The 19,402-nt window shown below is 63.3% G+C and carries 18 protein-coding genes and 1 tRNA gene; 9 read left to right on the forward strand and 10 right to left on the reverse strand.

Translation table 11 applies throughout. The features are described 5' to 3' along the window. Nucleotides 1-80 precede the first annotated feature (80 nt). From Q0L48_RS11940 to panC, 3 genes are all read right to left on the reverse strand, one after another. Nucleotides 81-2,219, reverse strand: a complete 2,139-nt coding sequence (locus Q0L48_RS11940; RefSeq protein ID WP_367274038.1) for a DUF6538 domain-containing protein — start codon at nt 2,217-2,219, stop codon at nt 81-83. 161 nt (nt 2,220-2,380) lie between these two features. Next, a tRNA-Gly gene (locus Q0L48_RS11945) sits at nt 2,381-2,454 on the reverse strand. Nucleotides 2,455-2,538: 84 nt separating this feature from the next. Next, a complete protein-coding gene (gene panC, locus Q0L48_RS11950) occupies nt 2,539-3,408 on the reverse strand; it encodes a pantoate--beta-alanine ligase (protein ID WP_296721283.1) in 870 nt (289 codons plus the stop codon). A 108-nt stretch (nt 3,409-3,516) separates the two neighbouring features. Here panC and Q0L48_RS11955 point away from each other — a divergent pair, with 108 nt between their 5' ends. The 5 genes from Q0L48_RS11955 to Q0L48_RS11975 all read left to right on the forward strand — a co-directional run bounded on the left by Q0L48_RS11955 (nt 3,517) and on the right by Q0L48_RS11975 (nt 9,653). Beyond that, nucleotides 3,517-4,353, forward strand: coding sequence for a division plane positioning ATPase MipZ (locus Q0L48_RS11955; protein WP_296721285.1), 837 nt, complete (start codon nt 3,517-3,519; stop codon nt 4,351-4,353). Nucleotides 4,354-4,357: 4 nt separating this feature from the next. Continuing rightward, nucleotides 4,358-4,660: a J domain-containing protein gene (locus tag Q0L48_RS11960; protein ID WP_296721286.1), complete on the forward strand. Its 303-nt coding sequence runs from the start codon at nt 4,358-4,360 to the stop codon at nt 4,658-4,660. A 194-nt stretch (nt 4,661-4,854) separates the two neighbouring features. Then, a complete protein-coding gene (gene pgmG / locus Q0L48_RS11965; protein ID WP_296721288.1) occupies nt 4,855-6,270 on the forward strand; it encodes a phosphoglucomutase/phosphomannomutase PgmG in 1,416 nt (471 codons plus the stop codon). Between the two features lie 25 nt (nt 6,271-6,295). Then, entirely contained in the window at nt 6,296-7,135 is an 840-nt protein-coding gene (locus Q0L48_RS11970) for a DUF2059 domain-containing protein (protein WP_296721290.1), read from the forward strand. Nucleotides 7,136-7,178: 43 nt separating this feature from the next. Beyond that, the gene (locus Q0L48_RS11975) at nt 7,179-9,653 is read left to right on the forward strand and encodes a ligase-associated DNA damage response DEXH box helicase (protein WP_296721292.1); all 2,475 of its coding nucleotides are present in this window, start codon (nt 7,179-7,181) and stop codon (nt 9,651-9,653) included. On the opposite strand, the gene Q0L48_RS11980 is transcribed toward Q0L48_RS11975, so the two are convergent. The 5 genes from Q0L48_RS11980 to Q0L48_RS12000 all read right to left on the reverse strand — a co-directional run bounded on the left by Q0L48_RS11980 (nt 9,650) and on the right by Q0L48_RS12000 (nt 13,405). Then, entirely contained in the window at nt 9,650-10,618 is a 969-nt protein-coding gene (locus tag Q0L48_RS11980; RefSeq protein WP_296721293.1) for a pepsin/retropepsin-like aspartic protease family protein, read from the reverse strand. The two genes, Q0L48_RS11975 and Q0L48_RS11980, sit on opposite strands and share 4 nt — an antisense overlap. A gap of 168 nt (nt 10,619-10,786) precedes the next feature. Continuing rightward, nucleotides 10,787-11,218: a biopolymer transporter ExbD gene (locus Q0L48_RS11985; RefSeq protein ID WP_296721296.1), complete on the reverse strand. Its 432-nt coding sequence runs from the start codon at nt 11,216-11,218 to the stop codon at nt 10,787-10,789. A gap of 32 nt (nt 11,219-11,250) precedes the next feature. Next, nucleotides 11,251-11,778: a biopolymer transporter ExbD gene (locus Q0L48_RS11990; protein WP_296721297.1), complete on the reverse strand. Its 528-nt coding sequence runs from the start codon at nt 11,776-11,778 to the stop codon at nt 11,251-11,253. Between the two features lie 144 nt (nt 11,779-11,922). Beyond that, entirely contained in the window at nt 11,923-12,681 is a 759-nt protein-coding gene (locus tag Q0L48_RS11995; RefSeq protein WP_296721303.1) for a MotA/TolQ/ExbB proton channel family protein, read from the reverse strand. A 73-nt stretch (nt 12,682-12,754) separates the two neighbouring features. Next, entirely contained in the window at nt 12,755-13,405 is a 651-nt protein-coding gene (locus tag Q0L48_RS12000) for an energy transducer TonB (protein ID WP_296721304.1), read from the reverse strand. 460 nt (nt 13,406-13,865) lie between these two features. Between Q0L48_RS12000 and Q0L48_RS12005 the strand changes: the two genes are divergently transcribed. Next, nucleotides 13,866-14,708, forward strand: a complete 843-nt coding sequence (locus tag Q0L48_RS12005; protein WP_296721306.1) for a hypothetical protein — start codon at nt 13,866-13,868, stop codon at nt 14,706-14,708. 69 nt (nt 14,709-14,777) lie between these two features. Next, entirely contained in the window at nt 14,778-16,097 is a 1,320-nt protein-coding gene (locus Q0L48_RS12010; RefSeq protein WP_296721307.1) for a homoserine dehydrogenase, read from the forward strand. Here the strand turns inward: Q0L48_RS12010 and Q0L48_RS12015 are convergent. Both Q0L48_RS12015 and Q0L48_RS12020 read right to left on the reverse strand, forming a co-directional pair. Further along, on the reverse strand, nt 16,094-16,696 hold the full coding sequence (locus Q0L48_RS12015) for a hypothetical protein (RefSeq protein ID WP_296721309.1): 603 nt from the start codon (nt 16,694-16,696) through the stop codon (nt 16,094-16,096). The two genes, Q0L48_RS12010 and Q0L48_RS12015, sit on opposite strands and share 4 nt — an antisense overlap. 4 nt (nt 16,697-16,700) lie before the next feature. Next, nucleotides 16,701-17,339, reverse strand: coding sequence for a hypothetical protein (locus tag Q0L48_RS12020; protein ID WP_296721311.1), 639 nt, complete (start codon nt 17,337-17,339; stop codon nt 16,701-16,703). A gap of 110 nt (nt 17,340-17,449) precedes the next feature. Between Q0L48_RS12020 and glpX the strand changes: the two genes are divergently transcribed. Next, nucleotides 17,450-18,421: a class II fructose-bisphosphatase gene (gene glpX, locus Q0L48_RS12025; protein WP_296721416.1), complete on the forward strand. Its 972-nt coding sequence runs from the start codon at nt 17,450-17,452 to the stop codon at nt 18,419-18,421. A gap of 243 nt (nt 18,422-18,664) precedes the next feature. Further along, entirely contained in the window at nt 18,665-19,378 is a 714-nt protein-coding gene (locus tag Q0L48_RS12030; protein ID WP_296721312.1) for a hypothetical protein, read from the forward strand. The last annotated feature ends 24 nt before the right edge of the window (nt 19,379-19,402 follow it).

Here is a 19,402-nt window from a genome sequence, read left to right on the forward strand (position 1 = left end):
TGACGGTCCCGGACGTCCTCTGCCTCAATAGCTGCTTGGGATAGTTAATCACATTCTTGCACGAATGCTGCCGGCTTCGTTCACTTCGTCCCCCTCGCCGCCTTCCTCATTTCTGCCTTGCATCGCTTGTCGGCCAAGATCGCATCCTCACCCCAAAGGAAGTAAAGCGATGCGTCGCGCCCTTTTGCCGATCCGACCCGAGACCGATTGTTTATGTGCAGCAGATTGACCTTGCTAGGCGCCGGCACATGTCCGGTCACGTTTGGAACCTCTCGCTCTAGCACCTCAAGGCGCTCGGCCAATTCTCTTTTTTCGCCTAAAGCCAGCGCCCTTCGATTATAATTTTTGCCCCCGGTTGTTCGTGCGCTATGCCCAATGTGGCGGGCGAGAAGAGCTTCGCTGACGCCTTCCGAAGCCATAGCGCTGTAGTGAAAGGTTCGTTGCGAGTGGTAGTCTGCATGTTTGCCGCCCGATGTCATGGGAAGGGGCAAGATCGAGTGACAGGCATCAATCATGCCCCGCCACGCCCTTGCGTAAAACTGCGGCCCGCCAGGCTTGCCCCAGCGCTTGTAGTCCCCGCTGGTCTGTTGCTTGCTATACAATTCCAGAAATAGACTCTCTCGTCCCTCACCTCGGACTGCCATAACGTAGTCCGCGAAGCCTAGCCGCAGAATTTCAGAGTGCAGAGGGAGAGCGCGTCGGCGCGATTTCCTCTTTAGCCCAGCGGGTGTGACACCGTCTTTGGTCTTGGTCATGTTCTCACGGACAAGGATGTATGGGGTTTCGACTTCGACCTCAACATCAATTAGTTCGAGCCCACAGGCTTCTTCGCGCGACATACCGGCGTAAGTCCCAAGAAGGGGCACCCAGTAGGCCGCGTCCTGGTAGACCACCGGCTTTTCGACAATATGCAACCGCTTAAGTGCACCTCCGCCCCCTTGCCATAAAGGAAGACCATAAAGTGTCCGCAGGTTCTCCTCGGTCAACGGCACCCGTTCTGGTTCGCTTGGATCGCCCTCGATTTTCTTCCGAGGGTCCTTGAAATCCATAATTTGCCCGAAGCCCTGCTTGGGCAACCAATGCGACTTTCTCAGGATCTTGGCCGCTGCCTCCATCTTGGTCAGGTAGCTGTTAATGGTGCGATCAGCTCGGCGATCCTTGCCCTGCACCTCTGGGAAGTCCGACAAGCTAAATGGGACCGCCATGCCACCCGAGGCATTTAATTTGCCCCATTTGAACCCGAGCGGGATGCGCGACATCCTGCGGACGAACTCATCTGCATCTTCGGGCTCATAATCCGACATTTTCTTATCGCCGGTCAGCCAAGCGAAAGCCTCGAGCATATGCTTTGTTCGGCCGTCGTCAGGCTTCCATTTGTTATCGGCAAACATCTTCCCGACCAGATCGTCGATCTGTTCGCTAAAGCGGATTTCCGTGTCGCGGGCAAACAACAGACTGGTAGGAGCTTGCTCGGCAATTTGATCGGCAGCCGGTGCAGTTGACGTGACCTGCCGGCCGGCTTCCGCCAATTGCGCCCTTCGTGCCTCCAGCACCAGGCTGTCATCGAGCAGGGCAGCGAATGGATCACCGACTGCCGCGATCAGCGGATGATTGAACAGCTCAGCACGCTTATGCGCTTCCATCATGCCGCGTAAAACATTCGCCCGCGCCTGATGAATTGTGCTTTCGCTAATCGGGGCCCCGATTTCCCTGAGTGCCGCCTCGCCTGCGGATGAACGGGCCTCGTCCGGAATGCCGAAGGCCGCAAGCATTTTCCTGACCAGGTGGCGCTCCTTATCATTCCATTCATCGCGCATAGCAGCGTCGACGATCTCGTCCGGCACTTCTTCCGCATCGGCCCGCACCCGAAGCAGAGCGGCATAGTATCCTGCCATAATCCGCTCCATCCCAGGCTCGTCGCCGCGATACTTCTTGGGCGCAACCAGATCTCCGATCGCCAAGCCGATCACTTTTTCAAGCGCTGCACGATATATGGCGCGCTGCTCGTCGACCGTGAGGTTCTGACGCTGCGCGACTGTCTCGATCGTCATCTCCACTTCATCCCATTCAACGGCCAGCCGCCGGGCAAGGCATCGCGCCTTTTCAGGGTCGGCTGTTCCCAATGAAATGCTTATAGGTCGGGAGGTTGCTTGATGCCTAATGCGCCTTCGAAAATGATACCTGGCGCCTTTGCGGACGAGATAGCTTTGCTGGCGCATGGAATCAGCGCCCCCTTCCGGCGAACGCGTTCGCCGAACAAATTCGCGCGGAGGCCGAACCGTTACGTCCAGCCGTGTGAGATGCTATGTGAGAAGCTCTGGGGGAATACGTGCGCATGCCGCCTCCGGATTGGCGGTTTTCTGCGGCTTTTCGGGAATTGTGGAGCGGGTAGCGGGAATCGAACCCGCATAGCCAGCTTGGAAGGCTGGAGCTTTACCACTAAGCTATACCCGCATGGCTCCTGCCGCGCCAATGCCATCAGGGAAGGGCGCGCGTCAACGATTCTTGCGTGGGAAATCGTGCGGCCAGTACGCTTTGTTACCCCTGCGAGCCATTTACTGCCATGTTGTCGATCAGCCGCGTGCCTCCTATCCGCCCTGCGACCAGCAGGCGGGCGGGGCCTGCGCCGAGTGCGGATAACGGGGTGAGCGACGCTGCGTCGGCGAGCACCGCGTAATCGACGCTGGCAAAACCTGCCGCGACCACGTCTGCTTCCAGCGCTGCGAGGGTATCGGCGACCGGCGCGCCGCTCTCCAGACCTGCGATCGCCGTGCGCATCGCGCGGGGCAGGGCGGCGGCCTGTTCGCGCTGCTCGGGCGAAAGGTAGCGGTTGCGGCTGCTCATGGCCAAGCCATCCGCTTCGCGCACGGTCGGAACGCCGATGATCGCGTCGACATGCGGACGGATGAGGTCGAGATCGCGCGCCATTGCCCGGATTATGGCGAGCTGCTGGAAATCCTTTTCGCCGAACAGCGCGATATCGGGCTGGACCTGGTTGAACAGCTTGCACACCACCGTTGCCACACCATCGAAATGGCCGGGCCGGGCTGCGCCGCACAGCCCGTCGCTCACACCGGCAACGCTGACATTGGTGACGAAGCTCGGCGGGTACATCTCCTCCACCGTCGGCGCCCACAGCAGCGCGCAGCCTTCGGCCTCCAGCATCGCCGCGTCGGCCGCCAACTGCCGCGGATAGGCACCCAGATCCTCGTTCGCGCCGAACTGCTTCGGATTGACGAAGATCGATGCGACCACGTGATCGGCCTGCTCGCGGGCGCGGCGCACCAGTGTGAGGTGGCCTTCGTGCAGCGCGCCCATCGTCGGCACCAGCGCGATCCGGCCCGCGCCTTGCGGCCGGAGCGCATCTACCGCATTTCTCAACACATCGCGCGTCTTCGCAATTTGCACGGCTTGTCCCCTGCCGATAGAACCACGCGCAGCCCTAGCCGCAGCCCGGCGCTTTTTGAAGCGGGGCAGCAAGCGCGGCGGTGCAAGAACAAGAGGTATTGAAAGATCATGGCCACCATCGCGCCTTCACGGCGGATCCCCGGCAAGGCCCATCGCATTGTTTTCGCCAACGAAAAGGGCGGGACCGGCAAATCGACCACCGCGGTGCACGTCGCGGTGGCGTTGTCCTATTTGGGCGCGCGCGTCGCATCGCTCGATCTCGATCCGCGCCAGCGCACCATGCACCGCTATATCGAAAACCGCCTTGCCACGCTGGAAAAGCGGCAGCTGACCCTGCCGACCCCCGACTGCGAGGTGTTTCGCGGGGAAACGCCCGAAGAACTGCTCGCCACGATCTCGCGGCTTGAGGCGACCTGCGATTTCCTGATCATCGACAATCCCGGGCGCGATGATCCGTTCGCGCGCATCGCGGTGGAGAATGCCGATACGCTGGTGACGCCGATGAATGACAGCTTCGTCGATTTCGATCTGATCGGTCAGGTCGATGCCGAGACGTTCAAGGTGCGGAAATTGTCGTTCTTCGCCGAACTGATCTGGGAAGCGCGATTGAAGCGCAGCCGTATGACGATCGAGCAGCAACGCCCGGAAATGGACTGGATCGTGGTCAGAAACCGCACCGGCCATGTCGAAGCGCGCAATATGGCGCGCTTGCAGAAGGCGCTCACCGAAATGGCCAAGCGGGTCGGTTTCCGCGTGACGCAGGGGCTTTCCGAACGCGTGATCTATCGCGAACTGTTCCCCTCGGGGCTGACCTTGCTCGACAAGGGGCATCTGGGCGAGCTCGGCACCAGCCATCTAGTTGCGCGGCAGGAATTGCGGGCGCTGATCAAGGCGCTGAATCTGCCGGATTTCGCGCGCGCCGATAACCAGCTCGAAGTGGCCTGATCGGGTGTTGCGGATCATCATCCTCGTCGCGCTGGCATGCATTGCCTGCCGCTGGGCGCTGGGCAAGTGGCCGTGGGATTATCTGCGCAGCCAATCCCCGCGCGCCGCAGAACTGAAGCAGGCGCGCAGCCTGCTCGGGGTGCAAGCCGGGGCCAGCCGGGATGAGGTGATCGCCGCGCACCGTAGGCTCACCGCGATGGTTCATCCCGATCGCGGCGGCTCCCATCAGGCGATGCAGGAGGCGAATGCGGCCCGCGATCTGCTGCTCGGCGAGATGCCCGGGCTGCGCGACGGAACGGGCGGTTAGCGGCACTCTCGGCGCCATCGCGGGATTGACACAATCGCGCGGCAGGGGTTTGTCCGCAAGTGGCAGGCACGATAGAAATGTGGCGGGAATGTTCGCGCATCGTAACCCGTTATACGGACGATGGCGGGTAAATCCTGCATCGCGCACCTGTTCCCATCGGATCGCACATAATGCGGCAAGGAGAAGTTTTCGTCATGCAACACCAGTTCCACCCATCCGTGCTGCGCGAATACGACATTCGCGGGGTTATCGGCGAAACGCTGGGCGCCGATGATGCGCGCGCGATCGGCCGCGCTTTCGGCACGCTACTGCGCGACGCGGGCGGCTCCACGGTGGCGGTGGGCTACGATGGGCGGGTGAGTTCGCCGATGCTCGAACACGCATTGATCGAAGGGCTGACCGCGAGCGGCTGCGATGTCGTGCGGATCGGCCTGAGCGCGACCCCGATGCTGTATTATGCCGAAGCGTCAGCCGAACAGGTGGACGGCGGCATTCAGATAACTGGCAGCCACAATCCCCCCAATTACAATGGCTTCAAGATGGTATTTATGGGTCGGCCGTTCTTCGGCGCCGATATCCAGAAGCTCGGGAAACTGGCAGCAGACGGGGCGTTCGCCAGCGGCACGGGCGACATCACCGTGCGCGACGTCATGGGCGAGTATGTCGAGCGCCTGCTCCAGGGATTGGCCGGAATCGATCCCGGCAAGCTCGAAACCCTGCGGGTCGGCTGGGATGCCGGAAATGGATCGGCCGGCCCCGCGCTCGAGGCGCTGGCCGCCCGGTTGCCGGGGGAACACCATCTGCTGTTTACCGAAGTCGACGGACATTTTCCCAACCACCATCCTGATCCAACCGTGGAAGCGAACCTTGCCGATTTGCGCCGCCTCGTCGCGGACAAGCAGCTCGATTTCGGAGTGGCTTTCGATGGCGACGGCGACCGGATCGGCGCGATCGATGGCGAGGGCCGGGTGATCTGGGGCGATCAATTGCTGATGATCTATGCCGAGGATCTGCTCAAAACCCGCCCGGGATCGACGATTATCGCCGATGTGAAGGCCAGCCGTGCCCTGTTCGACCGGGTGGCGGAGCTGGGCGGGCAGCCGTTGATGTGGAAGACCGGTCATTCGCTGATCAAGTCCAAAATGAAGGAAACCGGCGCCCCGCTGGCGGGCGAGATGAGCGGGCACGTGTTCTTCGCCGATGATTATTACGGCTTCGACGATGCGCTTTATGCCGGTGTGCGCCTGCTGGCGGCGGCGGCGCGGCTGGGCAAAACTGTTACCGAATTGCGCAGCGCGATCCCGCCGATGCTCAATACGCCCGAAATGCGGTTTCAGGTGGATGAAGCCCGCAAGTTCGCCGCGATGGCCGAAATCACCGAGCGGCTGACCACCAACCCCGGTCCCGGCGTCGAGGAAGTCAACGCCACCGACGGGGTGCGGGTCAACACAGCCGACGGCTGGTGGCTGCTGCGCGCCTCGAACACGCAGGACGTGCTGGTGGCGCGCGCGGAAAGCGATACCCAGGAAGGGCTCGACCGCTTGCTTGCGCTGATCGACGAACAGCTGGGCCTGTCGGGGCTGGAACGCGGCGAAAGCGTGGGGCATTAAGGCTGCAAACAGGGGGAGCATCACCATGATTCGTCACCGTATTCTTGCCGCCACCGCCGGGCTTGCCGCACTTGCGCTGACCCCGCAGCCGCTCGCCGCGCAGGAGGCCGCACCGGCTACCGATGCCGCGCAGATGGATCAGGTGATGGAGATGCTCGCCGGCATGTTCCAGGCCGAACCGCTCACCCCGCAGCAGGAAGCGCGCCTGCCCGCTGCAGGGGCGCTGGTGGCAACCATGATGCCCGAAGGCTTCTACACCGAGATGATGGGCGAGATGATCGACGGCATGTTCTCGCCCATGATGGGGATGTTCAGCGGCGAAACCGGCGCCATGATGGTGCTGCAATCGCGCCTGGCGCTGGCGCCCGAGACGCTGGAGCAGTTGGCCCCGGAACAGCGGATCGAACTGGCGACCTTGCTCGATCCTGGCTTTGCCCAGCGCGGGGAGGTGATGGGCGAGATGATGCGCGGCGTGATGGACGAAGCCGCGGTCGCGATCGAACCGCTGTTCCGCGAAGGCATGACCAAAGCCTATGCCGCGCGCTTCGACGAGGCGCAGCTGGCCGATATCGGCGCCTTCTTCGGCACGCCGACCGGCAGGCTCTATGCCAGCGAAAGCATGAAGCTCATGGCCGATCCGCAGGTCATGGGTGCCAGCATGCAGGCGCTGCCCGCGATGATGGGCAGCATGGGCGATATCGTCACCCGGCTGGAAGCGCGCATGGCCGAGCTGCCGCCCGAAAACACCTGGACCGATCTGACCTCGGCGCAGCAGGCGCGGATGGCTGCGGTGCTGGGCGTGGCCGAAGCCGATCTGGCGGCGAGCGTGCGCGATCCGGCGGCGCGGACCAGCGAAGGTTACTGATCCGCCGCTTGCCCAAGCGCCGGTAAGCCGCCACATCCCCGAAGTGACCGCACCTGATCCCGCCGCAACCCTCCCGCCCGAAATCGCCGCGTGGTTCGATGCACGCGGCTGGCGGGTGCGGCGGCATCAGTGGGAAATGCTGGCCAAGGCGCGCAGCGGCCGCGATGCCTTGCTGGTGGCCGATACCGGCGCGGGCAAGACGCTCGCGGGGTTTCTGCCGACCCTATGCGATTTTGCGCCGTCCGGCGGGGCGGCGGCGCCGGACGATCTCCACACGCTTTACGTCTCTCCGCTGAAGGCGCTGGCGCAGGATGTGAAGCGCAATCTGCTCGCGCCGATCGAGGAGATCGGGTTGCCGATCCGGGTGGAGACCCGCAGCGGCGATACCCCGTCGGACCGCAAGAAACGCCAGCGCGAAAGGCCGCCGCATGTGCTGCTGACGACGCCGGAATCGCTCTCGCTGCTGCTGTCCTATCCCGAAAGCGCCGCTCTGTTCGCGGGGCTGGAACGGATCGTGATCGATGAGGTTCACGCCTTCGCCACCGACAAGCGCGGCGATCTGCTGGCGCTGAGCCTTGCCCGGTTGCACGCGCTTGCCCCACAGGCGCAGCGGGTGGCGCTGTCGGCAACACTCGCCAATCCGCTGGCGTTTCAGGAATGGCTCGCCCCCCAACACGCAACCGACACAGGTGAAATCGCCGCCGCCGATCTGGTGCTGGGTGAACCCGGCGCGGATCCCGAGGTGGAAATCCTGCTGCCGATCGAGGAACGCATCCCGTGGGGCGGGCACGCCGGGCGCTGGGCGGTGCCGCAGCTGATGCAAGCGATCAAGGCCAACCGCACCACGCTGGTCTTCACCAACACGCGATTTCTGGCCGAGTTCATCTTCCAGTGCCTGTGGGAGGCAAACGAGGATCACCTCCCCATCGGCATCCACCACGGCAGCTTGTCGGTCGAAGCCCGCCGCAAGGTCGAAGAAGCGATGGCGCGTGGCGAATTGCGCGCGCTGGTGTGCACCGCGAGCCTCGATCTCGGCATCGACTGGGGCGACATCGATCTCGTCGTGCAGATGGGCGCACCCAAGGGATCGTCGCGCCTGCTGCAACGCATCGGGCGCGCGGGCCACCGGCTCGACACCCCCAGCCGTGCGGTGTTGGTGCCGGGCAACCGCTTCGAATTCCTCGAAGCTCTGGCCGCCAAGCAGGCGGTCGACGAAGGCCAGCGCGATGGCGAGGCGTTCCGGCCCGGCGGGCTCGACGTGCTCGCCCAACACATCATGGCCTGCGCCTGCGCTGGGCCATTCGATGAGGGCGCGTTGCTGGCCGAGGTGCGCGTTGCGCTCTCCTATAGCTGGCTGGATGAAGCCACCTTTGTCCGCGTGCTGAGCTTCGTGTCGAATGGCGGCTATGCGCTCAAGGCCTATGACCGGTTCCAGCGGATCGTGCGTGACAAGGCGGGCGTGTGGCGGCTCGCCCACCCCAGTCAGGCGCAGCGCCACCGGATGAATGCCGGGATCATCGTCGATTCCGAAATGCTGATGGTGCGGTTCAAGAATGGCCGCAGTCTGGGCAAGGTCGAGGAGCGGTTTGCCGCGCAGCTCTCCCCCGGCGACACGTTCTTCTTCGCGGGCATGAGCCTGGAGGTCGAGGGTGTGAAGGACATGGACGTGATCGTCCGCGCGGCCAAGAAATCAGCCACCATCCCCTCCTATGGCGGGCTGCGGCTGCCGCTGACCACGCATCTGGCCACTCGGGTGCAGGGTCTGCTGGCCGACCGCGCCGGGTGGGGGCGGTTTCCCGATGATGTGCGCGAATGGCTCGAAATGCAGGACTACCGCAGCCGCCTGCCTGCTCCGGGGGAATTGCTGGCCGAAAGCTTCCCGCATGGCGGCAAGCACTACACCGCTTATTACACCTTCGAAGGGTGGAACGCGAACCAGTCGTTGGGAATGCTGATCACCCGGCGGATGGAGGATCGCGGGCTGCTGCCGGGCGGGTTCGTGGCGAATGATTACTGCCTGGCAGTGTGGGGTTTGAAGCCCGTCGAGAACCCCGCGCCGCTGCTCTCACCCGATATCCTGACCGACGAATTCGTCGAGTGGGTCACCGAAAGCCACCTGCTGCGCCGCGCGTTCCGTGAAGTAGCCGTAATCAGCGGCTTGGTGGAGCGCCAGCATCCCGGCCAGAAGAAGACCGGCAAGCAGGTCACCTTCTCGACCGACCTGATCTACGATGTGCTCAAGAAGTACGAGCCCGATCACGTGCTGCTGGAAGCGGCATGGGCCGATGCGCGGGCGCGGATGACGGACGTGGGGCGGTTGGCGGATTTGCTCGAACGGTCGGAGCGCGAGCTGGTGCACGTAACGCTCGACCGCGTGTCGCCGCTGGCGGTGCCGGTGATGACGATGATCGGGCGCGAGGCGGTGCCGCAAGGCGCGGTGGATGATGAATTGCTGCTGGAGGCGGAGGGGCTGATTGCCGCGGCGATGCGGCCTGATCCGCCGGTTGAGGGGGATTAGTCCGGAAGGTAGACAATCAGATTCCAGCCGAGATCGAACAAAATCGAACCGCTTCCGAAAAAGGCAAACCCCAGCAACCCATCGGCCTGCGCATCGGGGGTCGGTCGGCGCGTAGCTGGCAAGGTTCTGGAATATTTGCCGATTGCCAATCTGACGTCGTCGATGGACTTGATCTGAAGCACTGTACCGAACGCATCGGTCAAGGTGGTTGGCGTGGTCTTGGCATCAGGATCGGCCAGCGTATCCCAGATCGACGGGTTGAGAGACAATTCATCATTCGAGCCGGTGTCGAGCTTCAGGCGCACAGGCGAACCATCGACGGCTGCGGCGACAATGCCCTTGGCGACTGTGAAGCGTTGCGCGGTCGTCCTGCTCGAATTGATCGCACCCGATTTGGCGAACATAATGCCGTCGCGCCGACGACTGACGACGAAAGCGATATTTTCCAGAAGATCGAGGCCTAGAATTCCTGCGACCGGGCGGCCAAGTTGCTGTTCAATTGCAGAGAGATCGACCGCATTCAGGTCGGCGTTAAAACGGAACTGATCCGTGACGGCGAACTCGGCGCCCTTGGCCGTCCCCGCACCGGATAAAGTCAGCCCTGTTTCAACGCGGGCATCGGATTCATCAATCCCGGTGCCGATCCGCCGCAGGAACGCGGTGTTGACGATCGTCCTGTTCGTCCCGGTATCGACAATAATCCAGCCGGCTTTGCCGTTCACACTGCCTTTGACGAGGATGATGCCCCGCGAAAGATCGACAGGCGACGGTCGGGCTGTGCCGTCTGGCCATTCAAACATGAGCGTCAAATTCTGTTGTTGAGGATCGGGCAACGTCCAACTCGCGCCCGCATCATCCTGCACAGAGGAGGGCTGCGCCCATGTTGGGGCGGGGAGCGCCAGCAGGGCAACAAGTGTAAACCACCGCATTCGTGCAAAAATATGGCGTGCATCGGCATTTGGCAAGCGTCGGGAATTTTACCGAAGACTGCCGATGTTCCACAAATGTTTCACGTGGAAGCGAAGCTCTGCGACAGCAGAAACATTGCCTGCCTCAACGAGAAAGGGGCGCTGCGATTGCTCGCAACGCCCCTTCTGGACTACTCTCGCGGCACCCGGAGGTGCACGCGTCGCTTACTTGGCGAACTGGCGGTACTTCTCGTTACCGACAAAGCCGAACTTGGTCACACCCGACAGCTTGATGTCCTGCAGCACCTTGGCCGAGATATCATAGCTGGCGAGTGCTTCGGGCTCGAACTGCAGTTCGGGCTCGGTCGCCATGCTGGTCGTCTCGCCAAGCAGGGTTATCAGTTGGCCTTCGGTTACCGGGGTACCGTTCCAGAGGATCTGGTCGGCTGCGGTCAGGACCAGCTTGTTCTTGATCGGATCGATCTCGATATCCGTCGGCGGCGGGTTGCCCTGCGGAAGATCGATATCGACCGAGTGGGTCGCCACCGGGATGGTAATGATGAACATGATCAGCAGAACGAGCAGAACGTCGATCAGCGGCGTCATGTTCATGTCGAGCATCGGCTCACCGTCGAGTTTGCCTCCGGCCATACCCATGTCAGTTACTCCTTAAATCGCTTGAAGCCGGATCAGCCGTTCGGATCGACCGGGTTCGAGATGAACCCGACCGTCGGATAGCCGGCCGCCTGCACGTTGTAGATTGCGCCTGCCACGCAGCGCCACGGCGCGTTGACGTCGCCGCGGATGTGCACCTGCGGGATCAGATCGGGTTCCGCCATGATCGCTTCGGGTCCGCCTGCGCGGGTCACGATATTGTCGAGCCGGTTGAACGCCTGATCATACAATTCTTCCGACGTCACCGGAGTGATATTGTTGAAGTAGACCCGGCATTCGCCCGAGCGCGACGCGCCTTCGAAGCCCGGTTCCCCGGCGCTGCGCCCTGCGGCATCGGTGGTGCTGATCGTAAGCAGCAGGTTTTCCACCTTGTCCTTGGATTCGACCGATTCGAACACCGGAATTTCCAGCTTCTCGATCGTCTGGATCGCCACGGGCACTGCGATGAGGAAGATGATCAGGAGCACCAGCATCACGTCCACCAGCGGCGTGGTGTTGATGTCGGACATCGGGGTTTCCCCGCCTCCCGTCGAAATCGCCATTGTGAATTCCTACCTTGTCAAAACATTGACTTGAGATTTTGCCCTGAGGCATCCCGGCGCCGTATCCTGCCGCGGCAGGATATTGGCCGGAGGACCGGCAGGAGCGCCCGTGAAGGCTGCTCCTGCCATGTCCGGCATTGGCGATCAGGCCTTGGTGGCCGTGGCCGGCTTCGCAGCGGGCTTGGCAGCCGGAGCCGCGTGAACCGCCGGCTTCACCGCGCCGTTCGAGTTGATGTAGGCGAGGATGTCGGTCGAGAAGCTGTTCAGCAGCTCGGCGATCCGGCGATTGCGCGACTGCAGCCAGTTGAACGACAGCACCGCAGGCACAGCGACGACCAGACCGATCGCGGTCATGATCAGCGCTTCACCGACGGGGCCGGCGACCTTGTCGATCGAAGCCGAACCGGCGATGCCGATGTTGATCAGCGCGCGGTAGATCCCGATCACGGTACCGAGCAGACCGATGAACGGCGCGGTCGCACCAACCGATGCGAGGAACGGCAGACCGCCGGCCAGCACCGCGTTGATCGAATCTTCCGACCGCTGCATCGAACCGTGCATGTAATCATGCGATTCGAGGCTGTCGGTCATTTTGCCGTGCTCGTCCTGGGCCTTGACCGCGTCATCGGCGAGCTGGCGCCATGCGCTGTCCTTTTCGAGCTTGGTCGCGCCTTCACGCAGGCTGCCCGCACGCCAGAAACCGGTCTGAACGCCCTTGTACTGCTTCATGATCTTGTTCTGCTCGAACAGCTTGGTGAACAGGATGTAGAACGAGCCGACCGACATGATGATCATCACGGCGAGAATGGTCCAGGCGACGGGGCCGCCTTCCTTCATGGCTTCGACGAAGCCGAACTTGTTTGCGGGGGCTTCGGCACCAGCGGCGAGAATCATAAGGTTCATTGCGAGTAGTCCTCTTGAAAGAATTTGTCTGGTGGTCGCGGCCTCTCCACCGGGCCGAGACCGAATTGAGCCGTCAGTTCAAACGATAGGTAATCCGCGTCGAGTAGATATCCGAGGTCGGGTTTCCGGCAGCATCAAGTGCCGGTTCGAACCGTGCATAACGCTCCATCCCCTGACACGCAGCCGCATCGAGAATGCTCGAACCACTCGAGGCGGTGACCGAACAACCGGTGGCGCGGCCATCGGCGGTGACGGTGACGCGAACGCCCACGGTACCTTCGACTTCCTCACGCAAGGCGCGAGCCGGATAGTTTTCCTGGATACGGCCAGCCCAGCTTCGTTCGTTCTTCGTGCGCGCACCACGGGCCTTTGATGGCGCGGGCGGCGGCGCAGGCGGCGCGACCGGAGCAGGCGGCGGAATCCGCAGTGCCGGCGGTGACGGCGGCGGAATGGTCGGCTGCGTTCGAATCGGCGGCGGTGCCGGAGCGATGTTGATAGGTGGCGGCGGAGCAACCGGAGGCGGCGGTGCCACATCCTGCGGCTGTTCTGGCGGCGGCTCATCCGGTTCTTCGGGCGGCGGCGGCGGTTCCTCGATGTCAATCGTGGTGACCCGCTCGATCTCCTTCTTGATAGCGGAGATGGTCAACCCGAAGACAAGAGCAAGAATCAGCCCGACATTAATTGCCACGGCAATTATGATGCCGGCAATCTTGCTCCCGTTCATTTTTTGTTGGTCAGCGTAGGCCATCCAGCGCTTTCTCTCCAAGTTCAGGCCGGACGCTGGGCCCGGCAAATTCCTCACCCGTCAGCCAAGCACGCTGACAGGCAGATCCCGTAGATTTCGGTCCTCCCACACCGGGATCGAACTGCGAGCGCGCTTGTGCGAGTTTCGCAAGTGTCCAACCCCGACTGGCACGCCCTGCACCGGATACCGCCAAAGCGTCAATCCAGACAATGCGCAACCTTGCCCATCGCGCAGGGAGTGTCCCCAAGCCTGCGCGGCGAGCATTCGGGCTTTAACGGGCAACCCCTACCCAATCAAACGCTTTATCGGTTCAGTGCGGATTCACTGCGCGCAATGTCCTATGTTCCCTGCTAGAACGAAGACAACAGGACGGCAGGTGAAGGCTGTGATGAAGCAATTGAGTAAACGAAAATTAAGTTTTCTTTTCAGGAGGCTGGCTGTGTCATCGGCGGTTGCCGCTGCGCTGGTCGGGAGCCCTTATCCAGCGCTTGCGCAGATTGCACCGCCGCCCGCCGCCAGTACGCCTTCGGGACCGACTTATGCCGATCTGGTGACCCTTGCGGAAGCTGCCGATCTGGTAATCCGGGTGCAGATTCGCCGACAGACGGCCCTCAAACCCGAACGTGCGCCCGGTCTCGAACCCGGATTCGCGCGGCTCTATATCCAGGCGCGCACCGTTGCACTGATCGCCGGACGTGCCGCTGTGGGCGAAAGCCTGGCCTATCTGGTCGACGTGCCGCTGGATGCCAAAGGCAAGGTGCCCAAGCTCAAGAATCGCGAAATGGTGCTGTTTGCCGACACGGTGCCGGGCCGCGCGGGCGAGGTGCGGCTGGTCAACCCCAATGCCCAGCTGCCCTACACCCCCGAACTCGAAGCGCAGCTGCGCCCGATCCTGACCGAACTATATGCGCCCGACGTGGCGCCGCGCGTCACCGGGATCAGCGATGCGCTGGCCGTGCAGGGCACATTGACCGGCGAATCGGAGACGCAGGTGTTCCTGTCGACCGAAGATCGCTCTCCGATTTCAATCACTGTGCTGCGGCGACCCGGCCAGCAGGTGCAGTGGGGCGTTTCGTGGGGGGAGATCATTGATTCCGCCGCGCGCCCTCCGGCACCCGAAACCCTGCGCTGGTATCGCCTCGCTTGTTCGCTGCCTGCACAACTGCCGAGCAGCGCCAATCTGGCGCGCGAACCGGAGGCGCGGCGGCTGGCGGCGGGCGATTATGCCTTCGTGATCGACGCTCTCGGTCCGTGCGAGCGGCGCATCACCAGCGGCGGGTAAGCGGCAAGGCGGGTTGACCCTGCGCGGGTGCAGGTTAAGCGCCGTCCCGGATTATTCCTGGAGGCCCGCTTGACCAATTCCGCCCCTGCGCCCCTGCGTATCGCCATCGCCGGTCTCGGCACGGTGGGAGTAGGCGTCATTCGCCTGCTTGCGACCAATGCCGGTATCATCGCCGCGCGCGCCGGGCGGCCAATCGAAGTGGTGGCGGTGAGCGCGCGCGACCGGAGCAAGGATCGCGGCGTCAGCATCGCTCCCTTTGCGTGGGAAGATGATATGACCGCGCTCGCCCGGCGCGACGATGTCGATGTGGTGGTGGAACTGGTCGGCGGATCTGATGGCCCCGCACTGGCGCTGTCGCGCGCGGCGCTGAGCGCAGGCAAAGGCCTCGTCACCGCCAACAAGGCGATGGTCGCGCATCACGGACTGGAACTGGCGCAGCTGGCCGAGGCCAACAATGCCGCGCTGAAGTTCGAGGCGGCGGTCGGCGGCGGCATTCCGGTGATCAAGGGGCTGCGCGAAGGCACCAGCGCCAATGCGTTGACCAAGGTTTACGGCATTCTCAACGGCACCTGCAATTACATCCTGTCGACCATGGAATCGACCGGCGCCGACTTCGCCGACGTGCTCGCAGAGGCGCAAGCGCGCGGCTTTGCCGAGGCCGATCCGGCATTCGACATCGAAGGCGTGGACGCGGCGCACAAGCTGGCGATCCTCGCGGCCATCGGGTTCGGCACGCGGATCGATTTCGTCGGCGTGCGGGTGAGCGGCATCACGCAGGTTCGCGCTGCCGACATTGCACAGGCCGATGCGCTCGGCTTCGTCATCCGGTTGATCGGCGAGGCCGACGTCGAGGACACGGCCGACGGCGCACGCCTGCTCCAGCGTGTGCGGCCCTGTCTGGTCGCCAAGGGGCATCCCCTAAGCGCGGTCGACGGTCCCACCAATGCGGTCGTGGCGGAAGGCAATTTCGTCGGCCGCCTGCTGTTTCAGGGCGCGGGCGCAGGTGACGGGCCGACTGCAAGTGCTGTCGCAGCCGACCTGATCGACATCGCGCGCGACGAAGTGGGCGCGCCGTTCTCGATTCCCGTGGCACAGCTTGCCGCGCTGCCGCCTGCCGAACCCGGGCACCGTACCGAACGCACTTATATCCGCTTCATGGTCAAGGACCGCCCCGGCGTGCTGGCCGAACTCACCGCAGCCTTGCGCGACGGTGATGTTTCGATCGAAAGCCTGATCCAGCAGGGCCGCAGCAGCGGCGGCGGCGAAGTGATGGTGGCGATGGTCACCCACGAAGGGCCGGAGCGCTGCGTGGCCAAGGCGCTGGCGCTGCTCGAAGGATCAGACAGTCTGACCGGCGAACCGCTGGTGCTGCCGATCCTGCCGCTTTAATCGTCCTGCGGGGTTGCGGGCAGGCCCAGTTCCGCTTCGATCCGGGCGCGCGCTGCATCCGATAGCGGCTCCATGTCCTCCTCGAGCGGCGGCAGGCCTTTCGCGACCCGAGCCGCGTCCGATCCGGCAGGGGGAGGCGGGATCGCCTCGACATCGATGATCAGCGCCGGAGGCTCCGGACAGGGCGGGATCAAGCACAGCCCGCTGGCACTGGCAGGCCCGCGAAAAATCCCCGGCCCGGCCACGTCGGGCGCGGGAATCGTGTTCGCCCCTTGCGTGCGCTCGGCATAGCGCCGCAGCCATGCCGCCCGGCTGCCGCTGTAATGTTGCGAGGTATCGACCTGCAATTCGCGGCAGACCACGATCTCGCCCGAGATTTCGCCCGCTTCGCGCTGATCCTCGCATTGCTTTACCAGCGCTGCGGTCGGGGTTTCGGGTGAAGGCGGCGGGGCGCGGATATCGATTACCGGCGGCGGTTCGGCCGCAGGAGCATCGGGGCCGAGATCAATCGGAATGCGTTCCTGCGCGGACAGCACCGGCGCTTGCAGGCCCGCAGCGAACAGGGCAGTGACAGCGAGCGCGGCGCGGACCACCCGCACGGCCTCAGTTCTTCTTCTTCGGTCGCGCCGGAACGGTGGTCTTGATCCCCATTGCCTCACGCCGGGCCTTTTCCTCTTCCTCGGACAGGTCGCCTTCTTGGCCCAGCGGCGGGAGGCCGCGGGCGATGCGATCGGCGTCGGAACCAGCGGGAGCCTTGGGCAGCGCCTCGACGTCGATGAACACCGCTGGCGGCGGCGCTCCTCCGAAACCGATCGGATTGCCATGATTGGGTATTCCGAATCCCTCGGGCGCGCGCGTGCCGCCTTTGAGCATGGTTTCCTGCGCATATCGCTTCTGCGTTTCTTCGCGATTGCCGGTCAGGGGGTTTTCGCCATTATCGCCGGTCTCGCGGCAAACCACGATCTCGCCGCTGATGGTGCCGGCATCGGCTTCGTCGCGGCATTCCTGCGCCTGCGCCTGATTGACTTCGCCGCGCGGCACCGTGACGGTCAGATTGACCCGGGAGGGCGGTGGCTCTGCCGCGCCCGGCTCGGCTTCGGCAGCAGGCGGTGTCGCGGCGGTGTCATCCTGAGCGGCCAAAGGCGCGGCAGCGAAAGACACCATCATCAGCGCGAGAGCCGACAGGGCGAGAGGAAAACCCGTTACGGCGGGTGCGGCATTGCTCGACAAACCCGTCTCCATCCGCTTATGCGCCGGGGTAATTAGAAATATCGCTGCAACCAGAGCAAAAAGAGGCTGAATTGCACATGAATTCTCCAACCGATACCGACGTGCTCGCAGGCAGGCAAGCCATGACCGATAACGCGATCCAGCGCGTGCTGGTGCTGGAAATGGTGCGCGTTACCGAAGCGGCGGCAATTGCCGCGGCACAATTGATCGGGCGCGGCGATGAAAAGGCGGCCGACGCGGCCGCGGTCGAAGCGATGCGCAAGGCGTTCGACACGCTGTATATGGATGGCACGGTGGTGATCGGCGAGGGCGAGCGCGACGAAGCGCCGATGCTCTATATTGGCGAGAAGGTCGGCATGGGCAAAGGGCCCAAGATCGACATCGCGCTCGATCCGCTCGAAGGCACCACCATCACCGCCAAGGCCGGGCCGAATGCGCTCGCGGTACTGGCGGCGGCGGAGGAGGGCTGTCTGCTTAACGCGCCCGACGTGTATATGGACAAGCTGGCGGTCGGCCCGGGCTACCCCGAAGGCATCATCGATCTCGCCAAGTCGCCGAGCGACAACGTGCGCGCCGTGGCCGAGGCCAAGGGCGTGGAGCCGCGCCAGATCAATGTCTGCGTGCTCGACCGGCCGCGCCATGCCGAACTGATCGCGGAACTGCGCGCGCTCGGCTGCGGGGTGGTGCTGATCGGTGATGGCGACGTGGCCGGCGTAATCGCGGTTACGGACGAAGACACCACGATCGACATGTACATGGGCCAGGGCGGCGCGCCCGAAGGCGTGCTGGCGGCAGCCGCGCTGCGCTGCGTTGGCGGCCAGTTCAACGGCAGGCTGGTGTTCCGCAATGATGACGAGAAGGCCCGCGCCCGCAAGTGGGGCATCACCGACCTCGACCGGATCTACAAGCTGGAAGACCTCGCCAAGGGAGATTGCATCTTTGCCGCGACCGGCGTGACCTCGGGATCGCTGCTCGACGGCGTAAAGCGCCGCCGCCGCCTCACGGGCGAGGTCTACATGACCACCGAAAGCGTGGTGATGCGCGCGTCTTCGGGCACGGTGCGGTGGATACGGGGCGAGCACCGGATCGCGTGATCTGTTAAAGAGAACGAGGACCGCCGCAAACGCGAGGGTCCTCCGCACCGTCTTCTAACAGCGTGCGGTGGATACGGGGCGAGCACCGGATCGCATAATCAGTTAAGAAAAACGAGGGTTGCGGCGAACGCGACGGTCCTCCGGCAACTTGCGGTGAATAGCGAGCAGCGTAGGGCGAAGGCTGGCGCGCGGGATTCTATTACAGTTTAGTGACATCAATGGTGTGCCGAATAACACCATAGGATGTCAGGAAAAGTCGAACTCTCACTTCAGCGTTCGCGCATCAGCAGTTGGTCGTGCAAGGCGGTCGTCGTCGTTATCTGCCTCGGGTTGGTCGCTGACGTCCTGCTGACTCTCTATGCCGGCGAGACGACGACAAGGGTTCTTGCGCGCATCTCGCTTGCGACCGACAATAGCATCCCGACCTTCATCTCATCGCTGCTGCTACTGAGTTGCGCGGCGCTTCTGGCTTTGACCGCCAAGGCCCAGCAGCAGAAGCGCGCGCAAAAGGTCTGGCCGTGGTGGTTCCTGTCGGCGGTCTTCGTCTTTCTGGCGATGGATGAAGTGGCGATGCTCCATGAACTCAGCGGTCAGGTGCTCGAACGGCTCGTGCCCGCGATCCAGACACTTGGCCCGATATTTCATTATGCCTGGACAGCGATTGCGGTGCCGCTTCTCATCGGGCTGGCGGTGCTGCTGGCTCCGTGGCTTTTCGCACTGCCGCCAAGGACGCGGCTGCTGTTCATCGGCTCGGCGGCGTTGTTCGTGTCGGGCGCGGTCGGTATCGAAATGATCAATTCGGTGATCGACGCGCAGTCCACCGGGCGCAGCCTCGCCTACAGCCTGATGACCGTGATCGAGGAAGCGCTTGAATTTGCCGGGGTGCTGTTGTTCCAGTTCGCCTTGCTGAAGAACCTTGGCGACAGTCGCTTCGATCTGAATATCGTGCTGCGCTGACAGCCTGCGATTGGCGGGTTCAAC

The sequence above is a fragment of the Erythrobacter sp. genome (assembly GCF_024305245.1).
GTDB lineage: Bacteria > Pseudomonadota > Alphaproteobacteria > Sphingomonadales > Sphingomonadaceae > Erythrobacter.

Bases quoted from the DNA above. Each gene is read 5' to 3' on its own strand.
- Q0L48_RS12030 (WP_296721312.1), top strand. From the start codon at position 18,665: ATGTCAGGAAAAGTCGAACTCTCACTTCAGCGTTCGCGCATCAGCAGT.
- glpX (WP_296721416.1), top strand. From the start codon at position 17,450: ATGACCGATAACGCGATCCAGCGCGTGCTGGTGCTGGAAATGGTGCGC.
- pgmG (WP_296721288.1), top strand. From the start codon at position 4,855: ATGCAACACCAGTTCCACCCATCCGTGCTGCGCGAATACGACATTCGC.
- Q0L48_RS11955 (WP_296721285.1), top strand. From the start codon at position 3,517: ATGGCCACCATCGCGCCTTCACGGCGGATCCCCGGCAAGGCCCATCGC.
- Q0L48_RS11995 (WP_296721303.1), bottom strand. From the start codon at position 12,681: ATGAACCTTATGATTCTCGCCGCTGGTGCCGAAGCCCCCGCAAACAAG.
- Q0L48_RS12000 (WP_296721304.1), bottom strand. From the start codon at position 13,405: ATGAACGGGAGCAAGATTGCCGGCATCATAATTGCCGTGGCAATTAAT.
- Q0L48_RS11970 (WP_296721290.1), top strand. From the start codon at position 6,296: ATGATTCGTCACCGTATTCTTGCCGCCACCGCCGGGCTTGCCGCACTT.
- Q0L48_RS12020 (WP_296721311.1), bottom strand. From the start codon at position 17,339: ATGGAGACGGGTTTGTCGAGCAATGCCGCACCCGCCGTAACGGGTTTT.
- Q0L48_RS11940 (WP_367274038.1), bottom strand. From the start codon at position 2,219: ATGCGCCAGCAAAGCTATCTCGTCCGCAAAGGCGCCAGGTATCATTTT.
- Q0L48_RS11985 (WP_296721296.1), bottom strand. From the start codon at position 11,218: ATGGGTATGGCCGGAGGCAAACTCGACGGTGAGCCGATGCTCGACATG.
- Q0L48_RS11990 (WP_296721297.1), bottom strand. From the start codon at position 11,778: ATGGCGATTTCGACGGGAGGCGGGGAAACCCCGATGTCCGACATCAAC.